At 41.2% G+C, this 26486-nt stretch carries 25 protein-coding genes; 18 read left to right on the top strand and 7 right to left on the bottom strand.

Annotated features, from left to right (window positions below):
* Nucleotides 1-74 precede the first annotated feature (74 nt).
* From NQ492_RS06385 to NQ492_RS06360, 6 genes are all read right to left on the bottom strand, one after another.
* Entirely contained in the window at nucleotides 75-977 is a 903-nt protein-coding gene (locus tag NQ492_RS06385; RefSeq protein ID WP_044054337.1) for a glycosyltransferase family 2 protein, read from the bottom strand.
* Nucleotides 943-2082 (bottom strand): glycosyltransferase, encoded by a 1140-nt coding sequence (locus tag NQ492_RS06380; RefSeq protein WP_044054338.1) that lies wholly within the window; start codon nucleotides 2080-2082, stop codon nucleotides 943-945. The genes NQ492_RS06385 and NQ492_RS06380 overlap by 35 nt, the downstream gene beginning before the upstream one ends.
* Nucleotides 2083-2587: 505 nt before the next feature.
* Nucleotides 2588-3859, bottom strand: a complete 1272-nt coding sequence (locus NQ492_RS06375; protein WP_015547102.1) for a nucleotide sugar dehydrogenase — start codon at nucleotides 3857-3859, stop codon at nucleotides 2588-2590.
* A gap of 19 nt (nucleotides 3860-3878) precedes the next feature.
* Nucleotides 3879-4853, bottom strand: coding sequence for an SDR family oxidoreductase (locus NQ492_RS06370; RefSeq protein WP_015547103.1), 975 nt, complete (start codon nucleotides 4851-4853; stop codon nucleotides 3879-3881).
* Between the two features lie 37 nt (nucleotides 4854-4890).
* Complete coding sequence (locus NQ492_RS06365; protein ID WP_172633814.1) at nucleotides 4891-6804, bottom strand: polysaccharide biosynthesis protein; 1914 nt, start codon at nucleotides 6802-6804, stop codon at nucleotides 4891-4893.
* A gap of 79 nt (nucleotides 6805-6883) precedes the next feature.
* Nucleotides 6884-7996, bottom strand: a complete 1113-nt coding sequence (locus tag NQ492_RS06360) for a hypothetical protein (protein WP_015547106.1) — start codon at nucleotides 7994-7996, stop codon at nucleotides 6884-6886.
* Nucleotides 7997-8693: 697 nt separating this feature from the next.
* On the opposite strand from NQ492_RS06360, the gene NQ492_RS06355 reads away from it, so the two are divergent.
* The 11 genes from NQ492_RS06355 to NQ492_RS06305 all read left to right on the top strand — a co-directional run bounded on the left by NQ492_RS06355 (nucleotide 8694) and on the right by NQ492_RS06305 (nucleotide 19504).
* Nucleotides 8694-9818 carry a transcription antiterminator gene (locus NQ492_RS06355; RefSeq protein ID WP_015547107.1) on the top strand — a complete coding sequence of 375 codons (1125 nt, stop codon included), beginning with the start codon at nucleotides 8694-8696 and terminating at the stop codon, nucleotides 9816-9818.
* 134 nt (nucleotides 9819-9952) lie between these two features.
* Nucleotides 9953-11104 (top strand): glycosyltransferase family 4 protein, encoded by a 1152-nt coding sequence (locus NQ492_RS06350; RefSeq protein ID WP_044054340.1) that lies wholly within the window; start codon nucleotides 9953-9955, stop codon nucleotides 11102-11104.
* A 29-nt stretch (nucleotides 11105-11133) separates the two neighbouring features.
* The gene (locus tag NQ492_RS06345; RefSeq protein WP_083810208.1) at nucleotides 11134-12447 is read left to right on the top strand and encodes an oligosaccharide flippase family protein; all 1314 of its coding nucleotides are present in this window, start codon (nucleotides 11134-11136) and stop codon (nucleotides 12445-12447) included.
* Nucleotides 12440-12904: a GNAT family N-acetyltransferase gene (locus NQ492_RS06340; protein ID WP_157359471.1), complete on the top strand. Its 465-nt coding sequence runs from the start codon at nucleotides 12440-12442 to the stop codon at nucleotides 12902-12904. The genes NQ492_RS06345 and NQ492_RS06340 overlap by 8 nt, the downstream gene beginning before the upstream one ends.
* A gap of 37 nt (nucleotides 12905-12941) precedes the next feature.
* On the top strand, nucleotides 12942-13484 hold the full coding sequence (locus NQ492_RS06335) for a GNAT family N-acetyltransferase (protein WP_083810209.1): 543 nt from the start codon (nucleotides 12942-12944) through the stop codon (nucleotides 13482-13484).
* 3 nt (nucleotides 13485-13487) lie between these two features.
* Entirely contained in the window at nucleotides 13488-14384 is an 897-nt protein-coding gene (locus NQ492_RS06330; protein ID WP_157359472.1) for a glucosamine inositolphosphorylceramide transferase family protein, read from the top strand.
* Nucleotides 14385-14494: 110 nt separating this feature from the next.
* A complete protein-coding gene (locus tag NQ492_RS06325) occupies nucleotides 14495-15115 on the top strand; it encodes an acyltransferase (RefSeq protein WP_157359473.1) in 621 nt (206 codons plus the stop codon).
* Nucleotides 15115-16353, top strand: a complete 1239-nt coding sequence (locus tag NQ492_RS06320; protein WP_083810210.1) for a glycosyltransferase family 4 protein — start codon at nucleotides 15115-15117, stop codon at nucleotides 16351-16353. Before NQ492_RS06325 ends, NQ492_RS06320 begins: the two co-directional genes overlap by 1 nt.
* Nucleotides 16328-17041, top strand: a complete 714-nt coding sequence (locus tag NQ492_RS16195; RefSeq protein ID WP_083810211.1) for an acyltransferase — start codon at nucleotides 16328-16330, stop codon at nucleotides 17039-17041. Before NQ492_RS06320 ends, NQ492_RS16195 begins: the two co-directional genes overlap by 26 nt.
* Nucleotides 17031-18104, top strand: a complete 1074-nt coding sequence (locus NQ492_RS06310) for a glycosyltransferase (protein WP_172633815.1) — start codon at nucleotides 17031-17033, stop codon at nucleotides 18102-18104. The genes NQ492_RS16195 and NQ492_RS06310 overlap by 11 nt, the downstream gene beginning before the upstream one ends.
* Nucleotides 18089-19504, top strand: coding sequence for a hypothetical protein (locus NQ492_RS06305; protein ID WP_157359474.1), 1416 nt, complete (start codon nucleotides 18089-18091; stop codon nucleotides 19502-19504). The genes NQ492_RS06310 and NQ492_RS06305 overlap by 16 nt, the downstream gene beginning before the upstream one ends.
* Nucleotides 19505-19755: 251 nt before the next feature.
* Here NQ492_RS06305 and NQ492_RS06300 read toward each other — a convergent pair whose 3' ends face one another.
* Nucleotides 19756-20919: an IS4 family transposase gene (locus NQ492_RS06300; protein WP_141405246.1), complete on the bottom strand. Its 1164-nt coding sequence runs from the start codon at nucleotides 20917-20919 to the stop codon at nucleotides 19756-19758.
* Between the two features lie 122 nt (nucleotides 20920-21041).
* On the opposite strand from NQ492_RS06300, the gene NQ492_RS06295 reads away from it, so the two are divergent.
* Genes NQ492_RS06295 through NQ492_RS06265 form a run of 7 tightly spaced genes read left to right on the top strand, consistent with a single transcriptional unit; the run spans nucleotide 21042 to nucleotide 26484 of the window.
* On the top strand, nucleotides 21042-21947 hold the full coding sequence (locus NQ492_RS06295; RefSeq protein WP_326929414.1) for an acyltransferase family protein: 906 nt from the start codon (nucleotides 21042-21044) through the stop codon (nucleotides 21945-21947).
* Between the two features lie 6 nt (nucleotides 21948-21953).
* The gene (locus NQ492_RS06290; protein WP_044054345.1) at nucleotides 21954-22661 is read left to right on the top strand and encodes a nucleotidyltransferase domain-containing protein; all 708 of its coding nucleotides are present in this window, start codon (nucleotides 21954-21956) and stop codon (nucleotides 22659-22661) included.
* Between the two features lie 10 nt (nucleotides 22662-22671).
* Complete coding sequence (locus tag NQ492_RS06285; RefSeq protein WP_044054346.1) at nucleotides 22672-23769, top strand: glycosyltransferase; 1098 nt, start codon at nucleotides 22672-22674, stop codon at nucleotides 23767-23769.
* Nucleotides 23770-23779: 10 nt separating this feature from the next.
* Entirely contained in the window at nucleotides 23780-24949 is a 1170-nt protein-coding gene (locus tag NQ492_RS06280) for a glycosyltransferase (protein ID WP_083810282.1), read from the top strand.
* Entirely contained in the window at nucleotides 24916-25566 is a 651-nt protein-coding gene (locus NQ492_RS06275) for a thymidylate kinase (protein ID WP_044054348.1), read from the top strand. Before NQ492_RS06280 ends, NQ492_RS06275 begins: the two co-directional genes overlap by 34 nt.
* Nucleotides 25559-26017 (top strand): PssD/Cps14F family polysaccharide biosynthesis glycosyltransferase, encoded by a 459-nt coding sequence (pssD, locus tag NQ492_RS06270; protein WP_083810212.1) that lies wholly within the window; start codon nucleotides 25559-25561, stop codon nucleotides 26015-26017. Before NQ492_RS06275 ends, pssD begins: the two co-directional genes overlap by 8 nt.
* Complete coding sequence (locus tag NQ492_RS06265) at nucleotides 26014-26484, top strand: glycosyltransferase (protein ID WP_083810213.1); 471 nt, start codon at nucleotides 26014-26016, stop codon at nucleotides 26482-26484. Before pssD ends, NQ492_RS06265 begins: the two co-directional genes overlap by 4 nt.
* The last annotated feature ends 2 nt before the right edge of the window (nucleotides 26485-26486 follow it).

Here is a 26486-nt window from a genome sequence, read left to right as displayed (position 1 = left end):
AGCCTGTTATAATGTTCTAAGGCAATTGCAATACAGGCTCATTTAGTTAGATGGAGCTCTGTTGTGTTCATTTCTCAATGTTTTTCAGGAACAGAAAGAGCTCTTCTTTTTGTGTTGGCAATGTAAAATGCGAGAATAGATCCAGGAATATAAAGCAATATGGCAAGTGCTTTTCGAGACGATTTCGAAATGATTTTTTTTTCTTTGTTCAGCTTTGATATAGCAATATACATCAGACAATTTTTGATTATCATTTTAGGATATTCATAACATTCCATTGCTGTATTGTAATACTGAATGAATCCCTTGGGACATCGTCGATATTGAGCTATTTTGTCGAAACTCATACTGTTATCATTATAATCAACCACACAGATACCCACGTTTAAAACCAACATCTTGTACAATTTGTCTATGAGTAAGAATTTATAACTTGCAGGGAAAAAGTTCTCTCCAGGATACTCTGGATAAGGATATAGTCTTGATATATCTGTTCGATAGATAAGCTTTTTGTCACCTCTAACCTTATGCTTCCCGAAGGCTTCCATTACCGTTGTCTCTTTCAGAAAGGAGGGTAATGTCGTCCCGATAACTTCTCCATTGGGTTTTATGTCAAGAGCCATTATACCAGCCAAATCCTCTCTTTTGTTGGCGTTCCAAAAATCAATAATGGTACGCACTGCGCCGTCGGCAAGCCAGTCATCCGAGTCTATGATGGTATTCAACTCGGTCTTGCATGCATTATAGGCTGTATTTCGGGCTCCGGTCATGCCTTTGTTTTCCTGATAAATATACTCAATATCAACCAATCCTTCGTTCATAAAGTCCTCAATCACCTCCCGAGTATTATCTGTTGACCCGTCATCAACCACAAGCCAACAGAAGTCGTTGCTGTCTTGACGTTTAAGCGATTCATATACTTGATGGATGCAATATGCTCTGTTATATGTTGTTGTTATTATTGTGAGCGTTTTCATAAATATCTGTTAACTGCTTTATTTCATTTGCAAGTGTAAAGTTCCTACTAGAGAACGCATTGTTTATATCTTGAAATGACTTTTTAGGTCTACTCAACATCTTTTTAGCTTGCTCTATCCATGCTTCAAGCGGAGCATCAAGATTTAGAAAGTGCACAAGCTCAAGTCCCATATCAACATTATGCGGAATACTATCGGATATAAGAGCAGGTATACCAGACGCTTGTGCCTCAATAACGCTACCTCCCAGACCTTCAAAAATCGATGGAAAGATAAACAAGTCTGTACGTGCCAAAATTGATGGAATATCACTGCGTAGTCCTAGAAACATTACGTCATTCTTTATTCCCAGATTAATGGCATGTGCTTTTATCGTATCTTTTAGAGGCCCATCACCAACCAATACTAGTTTTGAATTCTTATTTTCGTCATGATAACGATTGAAGAAATTCAAAATAAACTCATGGTTTTTCATCGGTTGGAAGCGACCAATATGGCAAATAACAGTTGTGTCTGATTGTAAATCAGATAGTTCGGCGCAAATAATAGGCTCTCTGAACTTTTCCAGATCTATTGCATTTTGTACAATTATTGTTTCCCCGCGTTCGTAACATTTACGTCCGTATAACGCGCAAGCCGTTTCCTCGTTTAACGCACACTTTGCTGTCGCAAAAAGCTTAATCAAACTTCTCCCAATGAAAATCATGCAACGACTTGAAAAACTACCTTTATTAATCGAAGATGTAGTTCTAGCGTGCGATATACGAATGGGAATGCCGGCCATCTTCGCAGCCATGAGTACCACCCCACAATGATATGAAGTGTGAGCATGAACTACCGTCAATCCTTCGGTTTTTAATTGCCGAAATAATCTCAGTAGGCGCCATATATGCTTAAAAATGCTTTCACTGCGAGGTGATGGAAGTTTAATGATACGACCTCCTAGAGAATATATCTTGCTCTCATAGAACTGTTTATCCTTTGAGTCAAGGCTGATAAATATAAACTCGTATTGAGAACGATTTATAACCGAGAAAACATCTACCATCCTGCTTTCTGCTCCACCTGCATCAAGGGAGCCGAAAACCTGTGCAACTTTGATCATCGGAAATTGCCAAAAAGTTTTATCGAGATATCAACTAATAAAATGGCCAGTAAACTTATAATCACGCCCCTATTCATACCTATTAATCAAATAAAAAATATGAGAAATAGCAATCACTGCAACTATATAGGGAAAAAGAGCCATAGCGTTCGTTATATTGTTAATCCCAACCCGATAGATTTAATAAGAGGTTACAGTCAAATATGTTTGGATGTATAATATTTTTCTAGTTATGGCGAATGTTAAGACTATAATAACAATATTGTATAGTATTATTAACCTTTGAAATGAAACCTTCGGCTTTTAAGACAAAGATGTGTATAATCCATAATCGCCCAAAACTAGGGAAATATCAATAGGATCGCAGCCTCTTGCGGAAAGATGAAACAGAGGCAAATTATAAAGTTCGAGCAGAGATCTGTATTATCAAAACGCTTGAATAGGTGTAGCCATACTTATAATGTTATGGCTACACCTTTTTAGAAGCAATGACTCCTCTTGGCCATCATAACCTTCCATCGATAGAGTTTCGGTCGCAGGTGGCTTTAACATCGAAGATGATGTGTGTATCCTTTAGATATGAAGAAATATCGATGTTCTCAAATTTTTTATGCGCTACGGCAACGATGACTGCGTCGAATTTCTCCTCCGCTGGAAGTTCATTAATTACCTTGATACCGTATTCGTGGCATACAGCTTCAGGGTTGGCCCAAGGGTCATAGACGGTGATTTGAACATTATACTCTATAAGAGCTTTGTAGATGTCTATGACCTTAGTGTTTCTTACGTCTGGGCAGTTCTCCTTGAATGTGAAGCCCAAAATAAGAATTTTGCTGCCGTATACCTGTATACCTTTCTTGATCATCAGTTTTACTGTTCGATCTGCTACGTATTCACCCATGCCATCGTTCATGCGTCGGCCTGCAAGGATAATCTCGGGATTATATCCGTGGCGCTGTGCGCATTGTGCTAAATAGTACGGATCCACCCCGATGCAGTGTCCACCGACCAGGCCCGGTTTGAAAGGCAGGAAGTTCCATTTAGTAGAGGCTGCCTCCAACACATCCTGCGTGTCGATACCCATACGGGTGAAGATTTTCGAGAGCTCGTTTACAAAAGCGATATTAATGTCGCGTTGTGAATTTTCTATGACCTTAGCTGCTTCCGCAACCTTAATTGAAGGTGCGAGGTGTGTTCCGGCTATAATGACTGAGGAGTAGACAGAATTGACATATTGTCCAATCTCGGGTGTTGACCCCGAGGTCACCTTCTTGATTTTCTCTACGGTATGCTGCTTATCACCCGGGTTAATGCGTTCGGGGCTATAGCCAGCAAAGAAATCCTCGTTAAATTTTAGTCCGCTGACACTCTCTACGACAGGAATACACTCGTCTTCGGTAACACCAGGATAGACTGTCGATTCGTAGACTACGACGTCTCCTTTCGAGATGACCTTTCCGACGGTGGTTGATGCGCCATAAAGCGGTGCTAAGTCTGGATTATTGTTCTCATCTACGGGCGTTGGAACCGCTACTACATAAAAGTTGCAGTCTTTAATCCGCTCAATATCAGATGTGCAAACAAATCCATAGTTATTGATGGCGTCTTGTAGCAGTTCATCGCTTACTTCCAATGTGGCATCGTGCCCTGCCATCAGCGCCTCGCAGCGCCTTGCATTCATATCGAATCCGATAGTCTCGTATTTCGTGGAGAACAGACGGGCAAGGGGGAGTCCGACGTACCCAAGTCCGATTACGCAGATTTTGGTCTTTTTCATGTTGTGCTTGATTTTTGATTTAAAGATTATTTTTATACCATTCGATACTCTCTGCCAGCCCTCGTGCGAAGTCGTATTCGGGGTCATAGCCCAAGAGTTTGCGTGCTTGGGAGATGTCGGCATTTGAGTGTTTGATGTCGCCTTTGCGATCGGGGCCGAAATGAGGTTCGATATTTTTGCCTAATACCCGGGTGAGCGTATGGTAGATGTCGATCAAGTATTCTCGACCGCCGTATGCGATATTGAATGCCTTGCCTGCTGCTTCCGTGGATGCAAGACATGCTTTGAGATTGGCTTCGATGACGTTCTCGATATAGGTAAAATCCCGGCTTTGTCGGCCGTCTCCGTTGATGGTCGGCTGCTCGTTATTCAAAAGCATCTTGATGAACTTGGGCAGTACAGCGGCATACGCACCGTCGGGATCCTGTCTGCGCCCGAAAACATTGAAATAGCGCATGCCGTAGGTGTCTAGGCCATAGTGACGAGTGTACTGTTTAGCCCACTCCTCGTCACACCTCTTGGTTACGGCGTAGGGCGAGAGTAGATTGCCTTCATGCCCCTCTTCTTTGGGTAGAACCGGTTCGTCGCCATATACGGATGAACTGGAGGCATAAACAAACTTCTTGACTCCGTTCTGCCTGGCTGCTTCAAGCATGTTCAGCGTTCCCTGAATATTGTTCAGCGAGTAGAATAACGGCATTTCCAATGAGCGGGGGACGCTTCCCCATGCTGCCTGATGGAGGACATAATCAACATTCTTGCATGCGTCGATACAGGTTTGGAGATCTTTGATGTCTCCTTGAATAAATTCGTAATTTGGATGCCCGAGGAATAAGTCAATATTAGCTTGTTTCCCCGTAGATAAGTCATCCAGACAACGAATTCGATACCCAAGATTCAAAATAGCCTCACATAAGTTGGAACCAATAAATCCTGCTCCGCCCGTAACCAAAAATAGAGAGGCTTCAGGAAATTTCAATTGCTTATAAGACATATGTATTAATAATTTGATTATTATAATTCAAGAACAATCAATCAAACTTCTCATATTCGGAATTTTTTGAAATGAATTCCGGAACGGTTTGTTTCATTAGGCGTACCATGTCTGGAATATTTACGGAGCGGGAGAGATTCTCAAGTTCCGTGGCTGCCATGCGCGCGTCGCTGAAGTCGTACTCGCGGACCTTAGCGATGCGGATGCGGTCGTGCGACGTCGGAAGCGTGTTCTCCGTGTTCGACAGCACCTCTTCGTAGAGTTTCTCGCCAGGGCGCAATCCCGTGTATTCGATCTTGATGTCCTTGTCAACCTCCAGTCCGGCCAGCTCGATCATGCGCTTGGCCAGGTGGGCGATCTTCACCGACTTACCCATGTCGAAGACAAAGATCTGGGTGCCCGTCGACATCGTGGCGGCCTCCATCACCAGGCGGCAGGCCTCCGGGATCGTCATGAAGAAGCGCGTGATGTCGGGGTGTGTCACCGTAACCGGGCCACCCTTGGCGATCTGCTCGCGGAAGCGCGGGATCACCGAACCGTTCGAACCCAGCACGTTGCCGAAACGCGTCGTGACGAACTTCGTCTTGCCCTTCACCTTGCCGGCTTCGATGGCCAGACCGAGCGACTGCACGTAGATCTCGGCCAGACGTTTCGTACAGCCCATGATGTTGGTCGGGTTGACGGCCTTGTCCGTCGAGATCATGACCATCTTCTCGACGTCGTATTCGATACACTTGTCGGCCACGTTACGCGAACCGGCGACGTTGGCCAGCACGGCTTCGCAGGGGTTCTCCTCCATCAGCGGCACGTGCTTGTAGGCTGCCGCGTGGAAGACCACCTGCGGACGGTAGGTGCGGAAGGCGAAGTCCAGACGCGGGATCATGCGCACATCGCCGATTACGGGGATGAACTTCAGATTGGGGAAGCGATCCTCCAACTCGAGGCGGATGTTGTGCATCGGCGTCTCGGAGTTGTCGAACAGCACGAGTTCCTTGACTCCGAACGTCGCCAGCTGGCGGCACAACTCCGAACCGATGGACCCCGCCGCGCCCGTAACCAGGATCGTCTTGCCGCGGAAGTTGGCGATGATCTCGTTCATCGAGATCTTGATCTCTTCACGTCCCAGCAGGTCCTCGATCCTGATCTCGCGGATTGCCTGACGCTGCACCTTGCCGTCGACCACCTCGTCGATCGAGGGAGCGATCAGCACCTTGAGGTTGCAGTCCGTACAATAATGGATTAGGCGCTCCTGCTCTTCGCGAGCCTCATGGACGTGGGCGAAGAGAATGGCGTCAATATCCTTGCAGTTGTGCAGGTACTTGACATTCTCTTCGGTCTCGAAGTAGTAGACCGGGAGATCGGCCAGCATATGATTCTTCAGTGTTTTGCCGTAGGTCAGGAAACCGACGACCTGATACTCTTGAGAATTTTGGAGTTGGGTCACCAACGAAACGCCCTTGTCGCCGGTTCCGTAGATCAGGATCCGCTGGCATTTGCAATGCCTTTGACGGCTGTCTTTGAGCCAGTCATAGACGACAACCATGGCAACGCGCATAATCACCAGTCCTGAAAGGCTCAACAATATGTCAAACAACAGAGTGATCCAGATCGCTGGAAATGTCGGGCCAGCGACACCCAAAGCCAATATAACTGCGATCCCAATTCCCTTGAAAACAACGGCGACACTCAAACGGCCCAAACCCCGCAAGGTGGCGTGACGGATGATTGATTTGTGGGTTTGGAGCAACACGAACGCGATCCAGGAAAAGACAACGGATCCTCCGAGCCACCAGCCGATTGTTTTCCAGATAAGGGCTTCAGCACCCAAAAGAATGCTTGCAACTAACAGCGAGATGATAGAGGCCCCGACCGAAACCAACAGGTCCAATGCAAGAATCAACCGTGAACTGATATAACGATCCAGTCGCAGTTTTTCAATTAAACGATACATGATCTGATGTATGAATTTTATTGGGTTGTAATTCAAAAACAGCGTGCGATCTTGGCGGATTCCGGATCCGTGAAAGGGCTTATTCGCCTCCGTGGCCAAACTCTCGGTCGAAATCAGCCAGGTGGCGGATCAGCTGCGCCTTGCTCTTCTTGGGCGATTTCTCCGCGAGCCAGGGATCGATCAGGGCGTGCGCCTGATCGTAGTAGAGCCGATTGTCCGTGCACCCATAGAGCGTCACGAGCAAGAGGGCCCGGGATTGCTCGGCCCGCACGGCCGGCAGCATCTTCTGGATCGCCACGAGTTGACTCTCGCGCTTCGACGTTTCGTCGAGAATCGTGTAGGCCTGTAGCAGCAGGGCATAGAGTTTGCTGCGCATGATGTCGGATTCGAGCGTCAGACACCCGTACTCCTGCAGTACCTCGGTGGCGATTCGGCGATCCTCGTCTGCGCCTTTCCCGGCCAGATGCCTGCACAGGGCGTCGTGGATCCGGTCGAGGAGTTTGCTGTTGTTCAGTCGGGAGTAATAACTCGGGGTTTCGGCATTCAGTTCGACCACCTCATACTCCCCGGGCTGGACCTTCAGCAGCGGGACGCACATCCAGTTGTCGATCGAGACCAGGATCTCCTTGTGGCGTGTGGGGGTGTTTGTGACGACTTTGGCCTCAATTCCCGCAAAACGCCCTTCCGTGATACGAATCCGGTCACCTTTGACCAGCCAGGCGGGGTCTGCGGTGCAGATCGGTATTGGCTCGGCATACGAACGCGCAATCCATTGAAGATCACGCATGGCCTTGTCGGTCAGATAGGGGTAGTGGTAGCTCTCCTTGCTGTCCTTAACGCGCGGGAGCAGGTTGTATTGGGGCAGGCGCTGCTTGATCCGGTAGATTTCGCACTCCGACGCGTGTACGAACAGGTAGTTGTACAACAGCGAACGTCGGGTTGTCACCAGCCGCCCGTTCATCTTTCTGGCCTCGACAAGAACCGGTGCAAAGTACTCGAACAGAGGCTCGTTGTCGCGCCGCCTGCGGGTCAGTTCGCGATCCAGCTCCTCGGTCATGGCCCGGCTGCTGGTCGGGTAGACCATCACGTACCAGCGCACGATATGGCGGTTCTGGGCCTCGGAAACCGGGGTTGCGGCGGATTCGGTTGGATCGGCGGTTCGGGTGAGTGCGGACGACACGGATTTTGCCATTCTTTTCGGGAGATTGCGCTCCGCGACCTCGTCAGGCTAAATGTAATAGCCTGACAAATAGTAAATTGCGTATTTCTTTTGAGTGATGCTTAAAAATTTCATACAGTTTCGCACGTGTGTTTCAACCGCACATAATCCCGCACTTCTTTTGCTTTCCCGTAATAGAATTACCTCCCGTTTATGCGGGAGTAAGGTCTCTATTTAAGAAACCATACGTGACCTAAATTGTTTAGCAGTCAAAAGCATACGAATATTGACCGTTTCACCATCCATTCGGGAGGTGTATTTTGTGTAGAATTATGGCACAATCGGCCTCTGGCATATCTGGAATGCGGTTCTTGAAACCATTGGCAGGACCTGGCGCGAAGTGATAGTTTTAAAGTTCGGAGTATGAACTAAATAAAGACCTCACAAGACAATGTTACAAGGATGAGAAATGTGCTGTTTTTTTTTGTTCTGAGTCCCATTTTTTTTACCTTTGCGGCAGTGATGTGTGATTTCTTAAATAGAGACGTGAGATTTTGGAAGGTGGACTCGGCAGATCGATGGGATTCTGTTGGCCCAAAATTTTCACGAATGTTTCTATTTTAGGTTCAATCATCTGAATGTCAGCACATTAAATTCGTGCATTGGCAAGGCCGGGATTTGCCCGTGAATGAGATGAATCTCCGGTCATTTTCACTTTCGACTGCAAATCATGGCAAGTTCGAACAAGATCGGTTGGAACTGGACAGATTCGGTCTCGGAGCAACTCCGTGCCAGAAAGAACAGCAATGCCGTCAGATGGTATGTGCTGGCCCTTCCGACGTCGCGTCAAGGCCACTATCAGGGGAATCCGGCCCGGGCCCTGCGGATGGAGCTGGAGCGCCGGACTCGAAACGGAGAGCCGGTTTTCGAATACTTTGCCCCTTCGTATGTCGAGGTTCGGAAACAACACGGGGAGTTGGTCCGCACGAACCATCCGCTGCTCTACAACTACGTCTTCATCCACGCCTCGGAGGCGGAGATCTACCGGATGAAACGTTTCTTGCCTCAGTATAACTTCCTGCCCCGTGTCCGCGAGAAGGACGATGCCTACTATCCCTACCTTTCGGACGAGGCGATGGAGAACCTGAAGTGGGTGGCTGCCTCCTATTCTGACGTGCTGCCGGTCTACACGCCCGGCCCCGAACGACTGATGAAGGGCGACCGGATCCGCATCACCGAGGGGCAGTTCAAGGGGGTTGAGGCCAGCGTCATCATTCAGCCTGGAGGGGGCCGCAAGGAGGTGATGGTCTGTGTGGAGAACTGCATGTATGTGCCGCTGCTCTGTGTCGAACCCGGGCAATATGAGGTGATTGCGCTGAATGCGGACAACCGCCATGTCTATACGCGCTTGAACGGCGACCGCCTCCCGGCTGGACTCCACAAAGCGCTGAAACGCTACCACTCGCCCGAGGGGGTGACAGACGCCGACCGGGCCTTGGCGTCGGAGGTCCTGCAGCAATATGCCAACCTCCAGCTGGACAGCGATGTGATGCGCTGCAAACTCTATTCGATGCTGCTTCCGGCCTATGCCATCCTGGGCGACCGCGAAGCCTTCGATCAGTTGCTCGGAACCGTTCGGAGCATTCTTCCGCTGATCCGGGCCGAACAGTCGCGGTCGCTGCTGCTGGTGACGCTTTACGGCTGCACGAACTGCTGTCTGGATTATGAACAGGCCCATGCCGCGGTTGATCCGTGGCGCGGGGAGCAGCCGCTCAAGAAGAGCAAGGCGCAACTGCTTCGACGTCTCGATGATTATGACTGCTGGTTGAGCCACCATACCGGCTCGAACGGATGAAATAGCTATTGATCAAATAAATACCCTTGAAAGCCTATTCGCGGAGGTCCCCGTGTTGAGGGAATCCGACCACTACGGTTCAACAGCCAGCTTCGCGATTATGCCCCTCAAAATTGCCTTATCGCTATTCGGTTATGTTATACATCCTCTCTTTTCTGGTCGCTATTCTGAGCGTCCATTGGATTCATCCGCGTTTGGTGCGGATCGCCCTCGACAAGAACATCGTCGACAATCCCAATGCCCGCAAACTGCAACGTCGTCCGACTCCCGTTCTGGGCGGTATTGCCTTCTTCTTCGGATCGGTCATCGGGCTGGGCTGTGCCAGTATAACTTGCGACTGCTCCGAACTCTTCATCGTCGTCGTCGCGATGATGATTATGCTCTATACCGGCACGATGGATGACATCCTCGATCTTTCGCCGGTCCTGCGGTTCCTGATCGAGATCGGCACGGTTCTGCTGCTGATTTTCGTCGGAGGATACACCTTGAATGACTTCCACGGGTTGTGGGGCCTCAATCAGATCCCGCAAGGGGTGGCTATTCCGCTGACGGTCTTTGCGGCCGTGGGCATCATCAATGCCATCAACCTGATCGACGGGGTAGACGGCCTCTCGTCGGGCTACTGCATCTTGACGAGCCTTCTTTTCGGTGTGATGTTCTGGTACGTGGGGGATCGGACAATGGGCATGTTGGCTGTCGTGGCAGCCGGATCGCTGATTCCGTTCTTCTTCCACAACGTCTTCGGAAAGAACTCGAAGATGTTCATCGGCGATGGCGGAACGTTGGTTATGGGTATCGTCATGTCGGTCTTCGTGATCCGAATCCTGCGCCACGGCTCGATGAGCGAGGTTTATGATGCGGCAAATATCGGGCTGGTTCCCTTTACGCTGGCGGTCCTATCCGTCCCGGTCTTTGATACGCTCCGCGTGATGACGACGCGCATCCTGAAGCGCAAGTCTCCGTTCCACCCGGACAAGACGCACCTGCACCACATGTTCATCCGCCTAGGATGCTCGCATGCCGCCACGACCCTTGCGATTTTGATCTTGAACTTCTTCGTGGTGCCGTGCTGGTGGGTCAGCTACATGGCCGGCTGCTCGATTGATGTCCAACTGTATATCGTGCTTGTGTTGAGCATCCTGATTACATTTGGCCTTTATAACTTCATGGAGTGGCATATCCGTCACAAGACGCAATTTGTCCGCTTGCTTCACCGCATCGGCTACCGCACGCACCTTAATCGAACGGGTATCTTCTTCTGGTTCCAGAGAATAGCAGATAAATAGTAAAATGGTATTTCGATTTACGAAGATTCATGTTTTTCAAACTATTAAAGACCGATAATTCCAATATTACAAGGCGAATTGTATCCGGCTCATTTTGGGTTTTAGTAGGTACAATTGTATCGAAAATAATGGTTTTTGTCGCGACTATCATCGTGGCTAGAATCTTATCAAAAGAGGTATATGGACAATTGGGTATTATCCGATCAACGATTCAACTTTTTGTGGGACTTACGGCATTTGGTATAGGTGCAACTGCCACCAAGCATATTGCCCAATATCGTATCTCAAATCCGCATATGGCAGTTAGAATATATTGTATTGCTAATATATTCGTTTTTCTGATGGGCCTTATTGCTTGTATTATTCTAATTAGTGCTGCTGGTATTATTGCGAATCATAAACTTAATGCACCAGAACTAGCAGTAGATATTAGAATTGCCGGTATTATATTATTCTTTACGCTGATAAATGGAGCTCAGACAGGAACATTATCCGGCTTTGAGGATTTTAAACGTATTGCTACGACAAATTTAATAATGGGCTGTTCTGAAATTATACTATTATGTATTGGCGCTAAGTTCTTTGGGTTGGTAGGAGCAATTTTGGGTTTTGGCTTTACATATTTTATAGCATGGTGTTATAATACATTTTATATTCGTAAACATATTTGCAGCCTTGGAGTTTCAGTCATTGAAACAATTAAAACCTTAAGGTTCTCTGATTTTAAAGTCATTTATTCTTTTAGCCTCCCTATTGCTATCTCTTCTTGGATTACAATGGGGGCATATTGGTGGGTAAAAACATGGGTGGTACAACATGCTGGTTTTGAAAATATGGCAAATTACGATGTCGCAGAACAATGGAAATCCCAATTATTATTTATTCCTGGAATTGTAGCAAATGTGTTATTGCCTATTTTGTCGAGTTCTATGAATAATAAGCAAGAAAGGAAGATTGCGATTAAAATTAATCTTATGATAAATCTTTTTGTAACGGGAATTCTATTCTTCGGCATCTGTATATTTGGTCATAAAATATTGTCATTATATGGGGGTGGATATACTAATCTAACTCCTTTGTATATTTTAGCGTTTGCTGCAATTATTGATTCAGTCTCAAATCTATGTGGCACGATAGTTATCTCTTCGGGACAAGCTTATCGAGTTTTTACTTATAATGTGATTTGGGCTGTTGTTATTATTTCTGCGTATCTGTATTTCGCAAAATCTGCCCAGCAACCTGAAAATAGCTTAGCTTTTGCTTATTTAATAGCCTCAATTGTGCAAACTATGTTCATGGGCACTTTTGTAATCAGGAACTTAAAACGTGGTAACTATGTGTAAATATAGAGTTCAGGCATATGATCCATTTGGTTTTAAGAAGCTAAAAGATGTTTGGGATAAACTATATGAAGGAAAAGATATGACCTACTTCCAATCATATGATTGGTATGAAATTATAAATTCAATGATCCCTTTAAAAGGGGAAGTTTTATATTTGGTGGTATCAAATGGTTTACAGCCAATACTAATTGCTCCATTATGGATATTGCGGAGAACATTTGGATTTATAAATAAGAAAGGGTGTTATTTCTTTGGTAGAGGCGGTTATACTGATTACCTCAATTTTATTTATAAGTCATTTGATCCTTTGGCATTAGACGCTATATTCGTTTATGTGAGAACAAATTATGGGATCTCGCGTTATTTTCTAGAATGTATGCCGGAGTATAGCGCAAGTTATCAATATATAGTGCGGACAAAAACGGTTGTGAAGATTCACCAATCGATATTGTGTTAAACTCGCTTTACCCGATAGTAGTAGCCAATATGAGAATATGCTATCTAAGCACGTACGGCAGAATTTACGTACAGCCAAGAACCGTTGTCAAAAATCAGGCTTGGTTTTAACGCAAACATTTTATAAAGAGACAACTGATCGCTTGTTGATTGATAACTGTAAGATGATTAGGGAAATGAGGTTAGACCTTAAAACTAGTCGAGCTAAAAAACAGATGTCATTGATGCAAAAATGTCGAAACAATGTAGAACGTATTTTAAAATATCAGTTTCCGGTTTATCATGTATTGGATGTTCATACCCAAGGATGGTTGTTAACGATTACATGTCAAGATGAGCTTTGTGCTTTTTTTCATGGGGGATATGATATGTTTCGTAATAGCTTGGTAGTAATGTGTGCCGGGGTAAATCCTAAATTTGCTAGATATTCTCCGGGCTTATTATCAATGTATAATCAGATTAAAATATTTCTTGAGGAACAGCATCTAGACTCAATAGATTTTACTCGTGGTAATGAAAAGTATAAGTATGATCTTGGAGGAAAGGATGAATATATATATCATGTACAATTCAAAGTATAAAAGATGAGTAGATTAAAAAAAATATTGAATATTGTTAAATATAAATATGCCGATAAACAATGGAATATCGCAATTTGCGATTTGCAGCAAGATTTACAGCCGATAAATATACGATGGCTTAAGCATAATTATTCAGATCGATGGTTTGCAGATCCGTTCCTCATTGAGGAAGATAAAATGCATTATGTCGTTCTAGTCGAAGAGTTTATGTATGATACGGGCAAAGGCCGTATTGCGCGATTGACAATTGATAAAAAAACTTGTCGATTGATAAAAAATGAATGCTTGCTAGAATTACCCACGCATCTTTCTTTTCCCAACTTTATAAAGCATAACGGAATAATATATGTAATTCCTGAAAATAGTCGTTCTGGTGCTACCTACTATTATAATTATAATGATGGAATGAAGTGCGAAGGTGTATTAGTTTATAAGCCTTTGACTGATGCTGTCATAGCATCATTTCATGATGAATTTTTAATCTTTACAACCCAATCATATAATTGTAATGGGAATGTTTGTGAGCTTTTTCATGCCCGAGAATTATTTGGGCCTTATGAAAAAAAACAGGATATATGTTTTGTCGATAATATAGCTCGTGGGGCTGGTCATATCTTTAAATATGGGAATCATTGGATTCGACCAGCTCAAATATGCAATAATGATTATGGAGAAGGTATTTGTTTGCAAAAAATTGTTACGGAAGGAGAGAAGATAATTTTACAAGAGATCAAGCGTATACTCCCCCCGTCAAAAGAATATGCAGATGGTTTTCATACCTATAATGTTTTTGGAAACTCGGTTGTCATAGATGGATATTACTATAAATCAAAATTTGTTAAGTCAATATATGATTTATTAATACGAGTTGTATTAAAGTTTTATCATCTCTTTCAGTGAAAAGATCATATTTCAACCGATGGTGCATTCTAAAGCATATTATAGCTTCCATTCGCTTTAATTTTCATTATCTGCCCTTTAGGCAGGCAATTCATCTTCCCTTTGTGTTTATGGCACCGGTGAGATTTTACTCAAAGGGCGGAAAAGTAATGATAACAGGGCCGATTCGACATGCGATGATTTCGTTAGGTTTGCCTGGTAATGACGTGTTTGATAGACAAGAACCATTTATTTGGAATGTAGAAGGTGGTGTTTGTCATTTTCAGGGATCTTGTGCAATAAATCCAGGTTCGTCAATAACTCTTCGTAAAGGAGCTTATTTATCATTTGGCGAAAGAGTTTCTATGGGTCAGCATACAAAAATAATATGTTATAAAAAAATTGTCATAGGACATCAATCACTCATATCTTGGGATTGTACCTTAATGGATTCGGATGCCCATCCTTTTTATGATTTGGAGCAACAGCGTTTAATTTCAAATTCAGAGTCGATAGTTATAGGTTGTCGAACATTTATAGGACAAAGATCAACTATATTGAAAGGGGCTTTTTTGCCTAATTATTCCAGCCTCGCATCAAATAGTCTTTTAAATAAAAAGATGGTGGATCAATTTGCTTTGTATGGCGGAATTCCAGCTCGTTTGGTGAAAAAGAACATTGCCCGAATAATAAATGAACGTGATATACAAGAAGGAATAAAAATATTGCAACAAAATTATAACAATAAATAATGAATATACTGTACTTGTGTGATGAATATCCACCTGCGAAGACAGGAGGAATTGGAACAGTTACTAAAATTGTTGCGGAGGCAATGGTTCGAAAAGGGCATATGGTATATGTTTTAAGTGGTCGCCCAGCGGGACATACTTTGCCTTATGAGACATCAATTAATGGGGTTATAGTATATCGATTAACCTATTTTAAAATTCTGTTGCCGCTATTTAAAATGCCTGAAAGGTATAAGAATATAGCAATCAATATTTTGCGTAAGATTGGAGCTATGCATTTTTTTGCAAAAAAAGCTCAGCGGCAAAATGATCGTTTTGCAATGTCTCTAATTCGCAGCAAGAATATAGAGATTATAGAAAAACCTGATTATAGTATTTTATCTAAATATTTTTCTCGGCCTATACAATTTGTTCATTATGGAATACCTACAATAATTCGAGTGCATGGAGCTCCTTCGTTTATTTCATATTATAAAACAGGGTATATTACAAATGTGCAGCGGACTAATGATATAAATAATTATTTATCTGCTGATCGTATCTGTGCAGTAAGTGAGTTCTCTAAAAATTTTGTTCAGAACATACTTCAGGTTGATAAAAAAATAGATGTTATCTATAATCCTTTAGAGAATAAATATCTTCAAATGGCTTGTTCGACAAGCCGCAGCAATACAATAGTTTTTCTGGGTAAGATCATTGAAACAAAAGGCGCATTTTCACTAATTAAAGCTTTTTGTAGTATTGCCTCTAAATATCCTAATATAAATCTCATTATGATAGGAGGGGGGAAGATTAGAGCGGCTCAATCCTTAATTGACGATCAATATCGAGGGCGTATAAAATTTACGGGTTATTTATCTCGGGAGGAAATAAAACAAAAGATTTCATCATCCTTATTTTGTGCTATTCCTAGCTATTTTGAGAATTTTAGTTTGGCCGCAATGGAAGTTATGGCTTGTGGTAAGGCGCTTATATATACAAATCGAGCGTCGGGTCCAGAACTTATTAATGATAAAGTTAATGGCCTGCTGGTTGATCCGGAGAATGTGTGTCAAATCGCATCGGCGATAGAATTTCTTTTGAATAATCTGGAACAATGTCAACAAATGGGGCTTGAAGCACAAAAAACAATATTGCATACTTTTTCCGAAAATGTAGTGATGGAACAAATTGAGAATTATTATAAGAGTTGCATAAATAGCCATAGAAAAAATGATACTTCATCGAATAATAAATAAGATTAAAAGAGTTAGGGCTCTTCGAAATGGAGACGCATATGTAAAGTATATTCGCAAATTAGGTGTTGAGATTGGAGAAGGATATTTTATACCAGAGCCCAAACAGATTGAGATCGATATTACAAGGCCATCTTTAGTGACTATTGGTAATAATGTTCGTTTGAATATTGGATTCACTCTTTTAACCCATGATTTTGGATCTGGGGTATTTAGAAATTTGTATTCAGAGTTTATTCCGTCGTCTGGGCCTGTTACGATTGGCAATAATGTCTATTTTGCCAGGCACTGTACAGTTCTCAAAGGGGTCTCTATTGGCGATAATTGTATTATTGGATATGGAAGCGTTGTTGTAAAAAGTATTCCTGCTAATTCTGTAGCTGTTGGTTGTCCTGCAAGGGTAATATGTAGTATTGATGAATATTATAATAAACGAAAACGATTATGTATAGATGAGGCAGTTATATATGCTCAAAGTATTATAAAACGTTATGGTCGACAGCCTGTTGTATCTGACTTCTGGGAAGAATTCCCTCTTTTTGTTGATAAGCATAATATGTCTCAATATCCAGACTTGCCATATAAACGTCAGTTAGGCAATGCTTATGGTAATTGGATAAAAGATCATAAGGCTCCTTTTAATGGATTTGAAGATTTTCTAAAATATGTTCATTCCTCCTTTGAAAAATAAAAGAAACCGGATAATTATTGTGTCTCCCCGGCAATTTGGATATCAGACTGATTATTTAAAATATTGTGAGTATCTGAAAAATAGCAACGAGGTTGTTTTTTTTACTTTGGATCAAGGTGAAAAGAAGATCTCAAGCAATGGAGTATGTGTAAAATATAGTAAAATATCAAGCCGGTTTAAGCTGTTAGGAGAGATCTGTTTTATTTTAAAAGTTGTTCTATATATCATGACACATCGGGGAGAAGTTATGATTGCATATGGTTCGCATTGTTCCATTTATAAACGACTGCTTCCGTGGAGGAAAATGGTTGTTAATTTCCGAACTGTATCTGTTGCGTATGATCCCGAACAAAGGAAAAAGGAGAATGAAAGGTTTCGTAAAGAATCACTTCTATTTGATCGAATAATAATGATTTCTGAAGAGGGAGCATCGCAAATAGGCTTTGATAAATCAAAGTTAGCAGTTGTTTCTCTTGGCGCAGATATTATATCATCTACGCATAAAGATTTTGAGCCTCTTCGTTTGTTATATGTTGGGACTCTTTATAATCGAGATATTATAAAGACTATAGATGGCTTTTATAAGTTCCTTTCTCAAATGGCAGTTGAAAATATCCATTATGATATTGTAGGAGATGGAGAAGAACGAGAGCTTTTAAAGAATCGCATTGAGGAACTAAATATACAACAATATGTCACATTACATGGTAAAAAGCCATATGATGAGTTAAAATACTATTTTGATAAATGCAATATTGGAGTTTCATTTATTCCTATTACAGACTGGTATGAATATCAGCCCCCTACTAAAACCTTCGAATATTGTTTGTCCGGGTTGTTTTGTATTGCCACTGCTACGGCGGCTAATAGCCGTGTAATTAATGAGACAAATGGCATTCTAATCCAAGATACATCGGATGCATTTGCCGATGCATTAACAGAAATATACAAAAATCATAGTCATATAAATTCCAATCAAATTAGGCTGTCAATGATGCAATATACTTGGCCTATGATTGTGAATGATCAGTTGATACCAGCATTGCAATGGAAGAAGAGTTGATTGGCTGGCAGGTTGGATCGTATAGTAAGATATTAGCGATCTGTGCTATTGCAGTATTCCCTGTAATCATTTGGTTTTTGAAAAATCGAGTGTCTCGTGGCTCTACTCTATTGGGAATATATGTTATTTGTTTGTTTCTAAAAGGGTCGGTTGATCTTATTGGAATCAACTCTACAATAACACGGTTTATTTTAGAAGGTGTTGCTCTTGGTATTTTCTTTGCAACTGTAAAACGTCAATGGCCCGGAGTCATTTGGTTAATCATATTCATTTTTGCATCATTAGTTTCTTTAGTATTGCCAGGAAGTAGAAGCAATATTGTTTTGTTTATATTATTCCTGATGCAATATTTGGAACTTCCCCTTCTATTTATAGCACTTGTCAATATGCAATTTGACGCTAGAGAACAGAATCTACTCACGCGTCTAATTGTTTATTTATGTGTTTCTCAGATATTTGCAAGCATTATTAAGTTCTTTATAATAGGAATAAGTGAACCTTATATAGGGACAATGTCAGTTCATGAAGGTGGAATAACAACTTTTTTCTCGCTTGCAGGTTTTGCTTCGGCCATGGGAGTATATTTTATAAATCACAAAAATAAGTTTTTATGGGCTGCTTTGGGCTTTGTAATTTTTGCTATTGTTGGGGCTAAGCGAGCTAGTGTCTTTTACATTCCCCTAATGTATATCATAACCTTGTTGTTTTATAAATATATGGGGAATAGGAGAGTTCATATTAGCCGATATATGATTAGCGGTCTGTTATTGGTTCCTATTCTTTTTTATTTCATGGCTCGGATTAATCCATCTTTTAATCCAGAACAAAAAGTTTGGGGGGCTTTTGATCTTGCTTATATTTTAGATTATTCTGACGCATACCTTGGGGGGGAAATGGATAGCAATCAAGTTTATCAATCGATTGGTCGTGGTAATGCTTTTGCTTATATTCATCAGCAGATGAATTCTGGCAAATTACTCCATATGTTAATGGGTAATGGAGCCGGCGAGTTAATCCAATCTGCGTTTAATGCTAATATTATCTTGACAAATAATAGTACTGAATTATATACACTTAAGCAATATGGTGTTGGTTATGGATTTGCACCAGGTTATTTAAGACTTCTTGTTCAGGTTGGTTATATAGGTACATTCTCATATGTATTTTTCTTTGTTGCAATCTTATTTCAGCTTCTTTCAAGAAATAAGATATTGTTTAGACGATCAATTTCAAGGTATGCACAAGCAATCGCGTTATGCTCTATTGTTTGTTGCTTTATTATTTTATTTATTTTTATTCAATATAGCAATTCTGCAATAATATTAAATGCTGCAGGATTTGCCGTGGTATGGTTTATCTCTCGTGGATATTGTCTTGTCGACAATTTACCAATTAATTAGGGCGATGCCCTATATGTGTCAACATATATTTTATGGCAATGAACTTTCAACAAAGAAAAGATTGGGTTGATTTTGGTAAGGGCCTTCTGATGATTCTTGTGTATGTTTATCATAGTGAGGTTATTATAGGTAGTCAACATTCTTTCAGCTGGTGGTTCGCTCCATTTTTCTTAACCGGCTTTTTCTTTTTAAGTGGATATTTATATACCTCTAATCATTAGTGTCCCGTTAAAATTGGGACGAAGTTAATATTAATCAAATAGTCCCTCCAAGAGGGGATAATCGAGTTCTTTGACATCGTTGAAATTAGTCTTTTCGAAGAGATCTCTCAGTGGAGTCTTATCCGTTAGTGAGATGCTCAAAATCTGCAGGACCTCATAAGTTGACCGCTTTAGTCGCATGTCGTGTTGGACGATGGCGACAAGGCAATAAGTTATGATTGCAGAGCAAATTTGTATTCTGACAGCGTTCTCTGTAGTGCCCCAGAATTTCTTAATCTTGAGGTGCTGCTTGAGCCACTTGAAGAACAACTCAATCTGCCATCGGTTCTTGTAGAGATTAGCAATTTCGAGAGCGGTAAGATGGAATGCATTCGTCAAAAATGCGAAGTCTCTGTCTTGCTCGTCATCGTGAAATCTCACAAGTCGCAGCCTCTCAGGAAACTTCTTCTGTGTGTTCACATCCGTGAGTTCAATAACGGAATCAGAAAGCACATTCTTAGGCAATCTACGTTTCCATTTCGTACACTTGTACTGTAAGTTCTTCTTCGCCCGAACCACGAAGTATGATTCATTAAGACAAATCTTGTAGAGTTCCTTGAATGCATTGTAACCACGGTCAAATACGTAGTAAGAACCTGATTCATAGGGAATCTCCTTCATTGCCTTTGAATCGTGTACCGATGCAGTCGTAATATGGAAGAAAGCAGAAACTTGGGACTCCAGATCATAAAGGACATGCGCCTTAACGCCTCCTTTCTTCTTGCGGAACTTTGCCCACCAGAATACTGACAAGCAGAGCGGAATCGTTGTTGAATCAAATGCATAAACATTCCCCTTCAGCTTGAAGATGTCGGTTGCTCGTTTCTTGCGAGCCTGTTCCATCATGAAGAAGGCAAAGTCTTCAAAGATCCTGTAGTCACGATTCTGATTCGCTGTGGCAAATGTCGTTTTCGCTATTGGATTACGCCCCATTCCAAGGTGATAACATTTGGATTGGTGAGTCTCCAATGCAACGACAACATCACGCAGGCTCTCACGGTTACAGAGTTGTCCGAACATGAGTGCCATGAGCTGATTCCAGCAGGTGAAGTTCTTGACATACCTGTTCCCATCATACTTGTCAACCAGGTGACGGAACTTGTTGTTGTCGAGAAATGCAACCAATTGAGCGAATACATATTTGTCTTTGTTCATAGAGCAGTCCCTTTATGGGCTGCAAAATTACAAATTCAAATCGTCGCACATGAAAAATTACTTCTAATAGACTATGTTTCAACTATTTCAAAGACCGACTTGCCCGCTTTTACGGGACAGTAGTGACCTCTAATATTCGATTAGTTAATTTTAAGGAGAAACTAAAACAAGTATTTAGGACTATTTTGGTGCCATATGTCATTTTTATGGTGTTCATGTTAGGGCCCAAAATAATGTTATTAGATATTGATGCTGAACAACAAATCATTGATGTGTTGATGTTTAGAGCATCCTGGTTTGTCGTTGTGATTGGGGTGCTGCAAATTATATATACTTGTTTGATTCGGATTAAAGCTGATCTTCTATTTGTATCATTGGCTACTATTATACTATTTGGCCTTGGATATTTTATTCAAGTTAATTATGATGATTTTTTATCCTTTGTTAATAATAACATATATATACAGTCCAAAGAATTACCGAACAGGTTCCCATTTTGCTTCAATATATGTATGATAATGAGTCCATTTTTTCTATTAGGAATAATATATAGACATTTTGAAACATCTATTCTTATTCCGAATTCATGGAAATTTATTGGCGGATGTGTTGTTTGCTATATTGGATTGATGGGGTTAGATAGTTGCTTTTTTGATAGTCACATAGTAGTTGCAACTAACAGTTATAAGAATTTACCGCTTATTTTTATATATGCATTTGTTGGAATCCTCTCTCTCTTATTAATATCGAAAAAAGTAAGTAGTATTCGGTTTGTAAATTATATAGGCAGATATTCTTTATTATTTTATTATTTAAATGCATTTGCCCTTAGAATTGTGAGGGTTGTGTTATTGAAACTTCATATTGATCTGGAGTCTACTTGGTCAATTATAATAGGTGCATTAATAGCTGTCGCTCTAACATTTCCTATGGTAATGTTTATTAATCGATATTTACCTGTTTTATCCGGGCAAAAAGAAGCGTTTAATAGAATTAGTAGAGCTCTTAATTTAAATATCCAATGGTGATGTATTATGGGGAAAAAGCAATCTAAGATTTCTGTTCTTTTCAAAAAACAGAAAAAGCATTTACCTGCAAAATTGGAAGGTACATGGATTGGTGAATTATGTAGATATGGCTGGATGATATTCATTTCTGCATGGATCTTACAAGGCATGCGCATTATGAATTGGCGTGAAGTTGTTATCAAATTGGGATTGGATATTTTTATTACATTTTTGTTGTGGTTGTGTGGTTTACCTTGGATAATATCATTATTGATTGCTCATACTTTAAATTTTACTTTTAATGGGCAATTATTTGCCATGTTTACGCATATGGGAGCAACCGGGGTGCCGGCCTCAAATTTCTTGAACTATACGATCAAAATATCTGAGTCTTGTCATCGTAAGAAGTTTTTACGGGCAGCTATAGCTTATGGGTCTTTATCTAGAGGATGTTATAAATCTACTTCAGATATTGATCTTCGGCTTATTCCTCAGCCTGGCGCTATAAACTGGTGGAAGACTGCATTTTGGGCGTTGGGATTGCGTGCTAAAGCCTTTGTCGTCCGTTATCCGTTGGATATGTATGTATATGATCCGGAGGTTGTGGTGAAGAAAATGCGGACAGATGAGTTGCCTATCATATTGGATGAAAAGAACGGGAGTATGAAATCATATTATCCAGAAAGAGTTGAGATGTCCGAATTTGTCGATGTTTTTAGTCGAAATAATTTATAAAAATAGGATCATGAAAGTATTAAATCTTATTTGGGGATTTACTCTTGGTGCTGGGATAGACAAATGCTTTTTAACATATGCCCGATTGAATGAGATTGATGAAATGTTGGAGATTCGGAATGTTTGTATCAATATTCTTAGTTTAAACTCGCATATTGAGCCATTAAAAAGGATTAATGCTGATTTTATAAATATAAAAAGTCGTAAAGATTTCTCGTGGGTTGGAAAATTAGCCGATTTGATTCGTGTTTATCAGCCTGATATAATATTTACACATGGATTCAATGGTGCAATTGTCGTATTGATTGAACGATTGCTGAAGAAAGTAAGGACTAAGACTATTTTAACGTACCATGGAGCATACCAAGCTCCGACTAAAGCAAAAAAAATCCTCGAGAAATTATATAATGGTTTGTCAATTTGGGTGTACAAGCATGTTGCATATAAAACGATCTGTGTAGCTGAATATTCTCGTCAATATTTGATCTCTAAGGGTGTTCCTGCCTGCAAGGTTATTACAATACATAATGGAATAAAGAATTCTGTGTCTTCATGCCATCCCGTGAAGATGTCTTCTAATATTATAAATATTATAACAGCTTCTCGTATAGACGAGATTAAGGGGCTGAATTATATGTTAGACGCCATAAAAATCTTGCGGAAGAAAAATCTCGATTTCCATTATTATATGATTGGAGAAGGGCCAGAATTAACAAATCTAAAAAATATATGCCATGAATATGCGTTAGATGATCGAATCTCATTTATGGGATTTCAAGATAACGTGCAAGATTGGCTTGCAGCAGCAGATATTTTTGTAATACCATCTCTTAGTGAGAATCATTCTATTGCCTTATTAGAGGCGATGCGTGCGCAACTGGCTATTGTCGCAACTAAGGTTGGAGGAAATGGCGAGTCGATTACAGATGGGGAACAAGGATTGTTGATCCCTAGAGCAGATAGCATATCTCTGGCTAATGCTTTGGAAAAGCTTATATTAGATCCTTTGTTGCGAGAAAAACTTGCAATTGGTGCTCGAATCCGATTCGAAAAAGAATTCACGGAAAGCGCTATGATGCATAATTTAATCAAAGTCTTGCATTCGTAACCATTTTTATATGAAGATACTCTTTTACACCATAGATATGGTTGATGGTGTAGAACGCCTAATGCCATGGCGGACGGTGGTTGAAATCGCAAAGTACATATCGAGATCGGGACTATATGAAACCTCCATCTGTTCTGCACAAGAACAAGGTTTGAATCAAAGCAGACGCATCTATGAAGGGATTCGAGTATATCAAATTGAATATGGAGATCGGGCTTTGCGACATTTTGTTGACCAAGGTGGATGGCAAGTTGTTTTCTATCCGGTTTGCTGCCGGATGGGTGCGAAAAATTTTTCTGAGCTATCTAGGATAAAAGCTCAAAAAATAGCATATGTTCCCGGAGGCTTATATCCTTTAAGCGGCATTGTTGCTTTATGGAGAGTTCAAAAGGTTAAAACGGTTCTTCCGTATTTTCTGGAGCGGATAATTCCCCATTCCATTCTTTCTCGAAAATTACAAGTTGCAGGATTTAATAGCATTATTTGTCAATCTCCGTTAACGGCCTCTGATGCAATTAAGAGTGGATGGCCTATAAATAAGGTATGGATGTCTTTGCCCGGGTTGGATAATTTTGGAGACTTAGAGCCGGATACAACGATATTGGAAAGACTTCATTTGTATAAAAATCGTTTTTTATTGTTTAGTGGCGCTCCGGCTCAGATCCGAGGAAGCCAAATGGCCATAAGGGCTTTTGATTATATCGCCGATCAATTGCCTGATTTTAGATTAGTTTTGTTGATGCGTCGAGATGTAAGTAGCGATTTCTCAGAATTTGAACGTTTGGTTCAGTCAATCCAGCATAAAAACCAGATATTGATCTGTTATGATCGTCTTACCCCTCAACAACTCAAGGCCTGCTTTTCTGCTGCATATGCTGTTCTACTTCCATTTTTACTTATACCATCGGAAATCCCGTTGACATATTTTGAAGTAATGTCGTGTGGTACACCGGTTATTAGCTTTAGAAATGAGGGAACGACCGATTATTTACATTCAGCTTTGAAAATTGCTCCTAAGCGAAATTTTAGGGATTTGGCTCAAACGATCGTTGGGCTTTGTCGTAATCCAACTGAACGTAACAGCCTGGCAAATAAGGCACAAGAACTTATGTCTAAACATCCATCATGGAATGAATCAGCAAAAATATGGATTCAAGCAATAGAACACAGTGTATTGTAGTAAGTGGAATAGACGGTTCCGGTAAAAGTACGATTATCGAGTCTTTAAAAAAAGATTTGGAAAAGGATGGTAAGCACGTCGGTTATATTTGGCTTCGATTCAATCATTATTTAACCAAAGGAATGCACGCTTTAGCACGTTTATTAGGCCTGAGTGTGCATGTTCAGAATGAAATGGGAGTTGTATGGCAGCATCAATTTTATAAATCACAAATCTTTTGTCGTTTTTATATCATTACTACATATCTTGACAGCTGGATTAGCCGGATAAGATATAACAAGGCTGCTTATAAACAAGATGTAGTGATATGTGATCGGTGGATTTGTGATATCCTTGTCGATTTAGCGACAAAAACTCACAATAAAGATTTTTTGGATAGTTGCTGGTCTCGTCGGTTCCTTAATATTATGCCGTCAAATGCAAAGTTACTGGTCATTCAGCGGAATGAAAAGGCTTTATTAGAATGTCGTTTAGAAAATAGAGTAGATCCTGATTTTAGGTTTCGACAGGAAGTTTATAAGCAGTTATTGATGGAGCCTTACATCCATGTGGTAGATAATAACGGGACCATTCAAGAGTCAATAGAGCAAATCCGAAATATTATTAAAAATGGCTAATAGGAATCTAAAAATCTGCTGTATTAGCTCTCATGGCGGGCATTTGCATGAATTAATGGAGGCAACGAAAGGGGTTTATGGCGATATGTATTGGGTAACTTATAAAACGAAACATACCATCGCATTATTGAAAAGTAAAACGCATTATTTTGTCATAGACCCTCAAACCAGCAAAGTGCGCTTTTTTATCAATGCTATACAAAGTTTGAAGCATCTGATTATGGAACGGCCACGAGTTGTAGTATCAACGGGATCTGGAATTGCGATTCCTACTATACTATTAGCTAAATGGTTTTTACACTCTAAGATAATATATATTGAGAGCGCGGCTTGTGTGGTGGAGCCCAGTAGAACAGGGCGATTCGTATACAAATACGCAGACCTCTTCTTAATTCAATGGGAAAGCCTTCGTAAGTTTTATCCTAATGCTAAATATACTGGTGTGTTATGATATTTTCAAGTTTTGGGAATGCTCCTGCAGAGATGTCATTTATTCGGATGGCTCATGCCATTGATGAATTCGCGAAAGAATCGGAAGAGGATGTTTTTGTGCAGGTTGGAAATACTCGTTATGAATTTAAATATGCTCGGATTGTTAAGTTTTTAGAGCATGAAGAGATGGTAGACGCAATGAGACGAGCGAGTATTGTTGTTCTTCAAGGTGGTTGGGGTACAATCTCTGAAGCGATTTTTCTTAAAAAACGTATTGTTGCGATTCCTCGAAGAGTCGGCCAGGAATGTCATCATCCACAAGAAGAAGTTGTTCGGTATTTGGAGAAATTGGGCTGTTTGATAGGTTGTTATAATACGGCTGAATTACCAAACCTTATAGAAAAAGCTCGTCGAATTGAATTTAAAACATTGTCTCGAGGTAACGCGGCCCAATATATTAACCCGTTTCTTGATAATATCAAATAATT

It is taken from the genome of Alistipes shahii WAL 8301, from assembly GCF_025145845.1.
GTDB lineage: Bacteria > Bacteroidota > Bacteroidia > Bacteroidales > Rikenellaceae > Alistipes > Alistipes shahii.
This window is presented reverse-complemented; position numbering and strand designations above follow the sequence as displayed.

Coding starts and splice junctions, on each gene's coding strand:
- NQ492_RS06350 (WP_044054340.1), top strand. CDS start 9,953: ATGTTATACATCCTCTCTTTTCTGGTCGCTATTCTGAGCGTCCATTGG.
- NQ492_RS06380 (WP_044054338.1), bottom strand. CDS start 2,082: ATGATCAAAGTTGCACAGGTTTTCGGCTCCCTTGATGCAGGTGGAGCA.
- NQ492_RS06345 (WP_083810208.1), top strand. CDS start 11,134: ATGTTTTTCAAACTATTAAAGACCGATAATTCCAATATTACAAGGCGA.
- NQ492_RS06275 (WP_044054348.1), top strand. CDS start 24,916: ATGGATTCAAGCAATAGAACACAGTGTATTGTAGTAAGTGGAATAGAC.
- NQ492_RS06330 (WP_157359472.1), top strand. CDS start 13,488: ATGAGTAGATTAAAAAAAATATTGAATATTGTTAAATATAAATATGCC.
- NQ492_RS06300 (WP_141405246.1), bottom strand. CDS start 20,919: ATGAACAAAGACAAATATGTATTCGCTCAATTGGTTGCATTTCTCGAC.
- NQ492_RS06305 (WP_157359474.1), top strand. CDS start 18,089: ATGGAAGAAGAGTTGATTGGCTGGCAGGTTGGATCGTATAGTAAGATA.
- NQ492_RS06385 (WP_044054337.1), bottom strand. CDS start 977: ATGAAAACGCTCACAATAATAACAACAACATATAACAGAGCATATTGC.
- NQ492_RS06265 (WP_083810213.1), top strand. CDS start 26,014: ATGATATTTTCAAGTTTTGGGAATGCTCCTGCAGAGATGTCATTTATT.
- NQ492_RS06365 (WP_172633814.1), bottom strand. CDS start 6,804: ATGTATCGTTTAATTGAAAAACTGCGACTGGATCGTTATATCAGTTCA.
- NQ492_RS06320 (WP_083810210.1), top strand. CDS start 15,115: ATGAATATACTGTACTTGTGTGATGAATATCCACCTGCGAAGACAGGA.
- NQ492_RS06340 (WP_157359471.1), top strand. CDS start 12,440: ATGTGTAAATATAGAGTTCAGGCATATGATCCATTTGGTTTTAAGAAG.
- NQ492_RS06375 (WP_015547102.1), bottom strand. CDS start 3,859: ATGAAAAAGACCAAAATCTGCGTAATCGGACTTGGGTACGTCGGACTC.
- NQ492_RS06335 (WP_083810209.1), top strand. CDS start 12,942: ATGCTATCTAAGCACGTACGGCAGAATTTACGTACAGCCAAGAACCGT.
- pssD (WP_083810212.1), top strand. CDS start 25,559: ATGGCTAATAGGAATCTAAAAATCTGCTGTATTAGCTCTCATGGCGGG.
- NQ492_RS06370 (WP_015547103.1), bottom strand. CDS start 4,853: ATGTCTTATAAGCAATTGAAATTTCCTGAAGCCTCTCTATTTTTGGTT.
- NQ492_RS06280 (WP_083810282.1), top strand. CDS start 23,780: ATGAAGATACTCTTTTACACCATAGATATGGTTGATGGTGTAGAACGC.
- NQ492_RS06355 (WP_015547107.1), top strand. CDS start 8,694: ATGGCAAGTTCGAACAAGATCGGTTGGAACTGGACAGATTCGGTCTCG.
- NQ492_RS06285 (WP_044054346.1), top strand. CDS start 22,672: ATGAAAGTATTAAATCTTATTTGGGGATTTACTCTTGGTGCTGGGATA.
- NQ492_RS06360 (WP_015547106.1), bottom strand. CDS start 7,996: ATGGCAAAATCCGTGTCGTCCGCACTCACCCGAACCGCCGATCCAACC.
- NQ492_RS06290 (WP_044054345.1), top strand. CDS start 21,954: ATGGGGAAAAAGCAATCTAAGATTTCTGTTCTTTTCAAAAAACAGAAA.
- NQ492_RS16195 (WP_083810211.1), top strand. CDS start 16,328: ATGATACTTCATCGAATAATAAATAAGATTAAAAGAGTTAGGGCTCTT.
- NQ492_RS06325 (WP_157359473.1), top strand. CDS start 14,495: ATGGCACCGGTGAGATTTTACTCAAAGGGCGGAAAAGTAATGATAACA.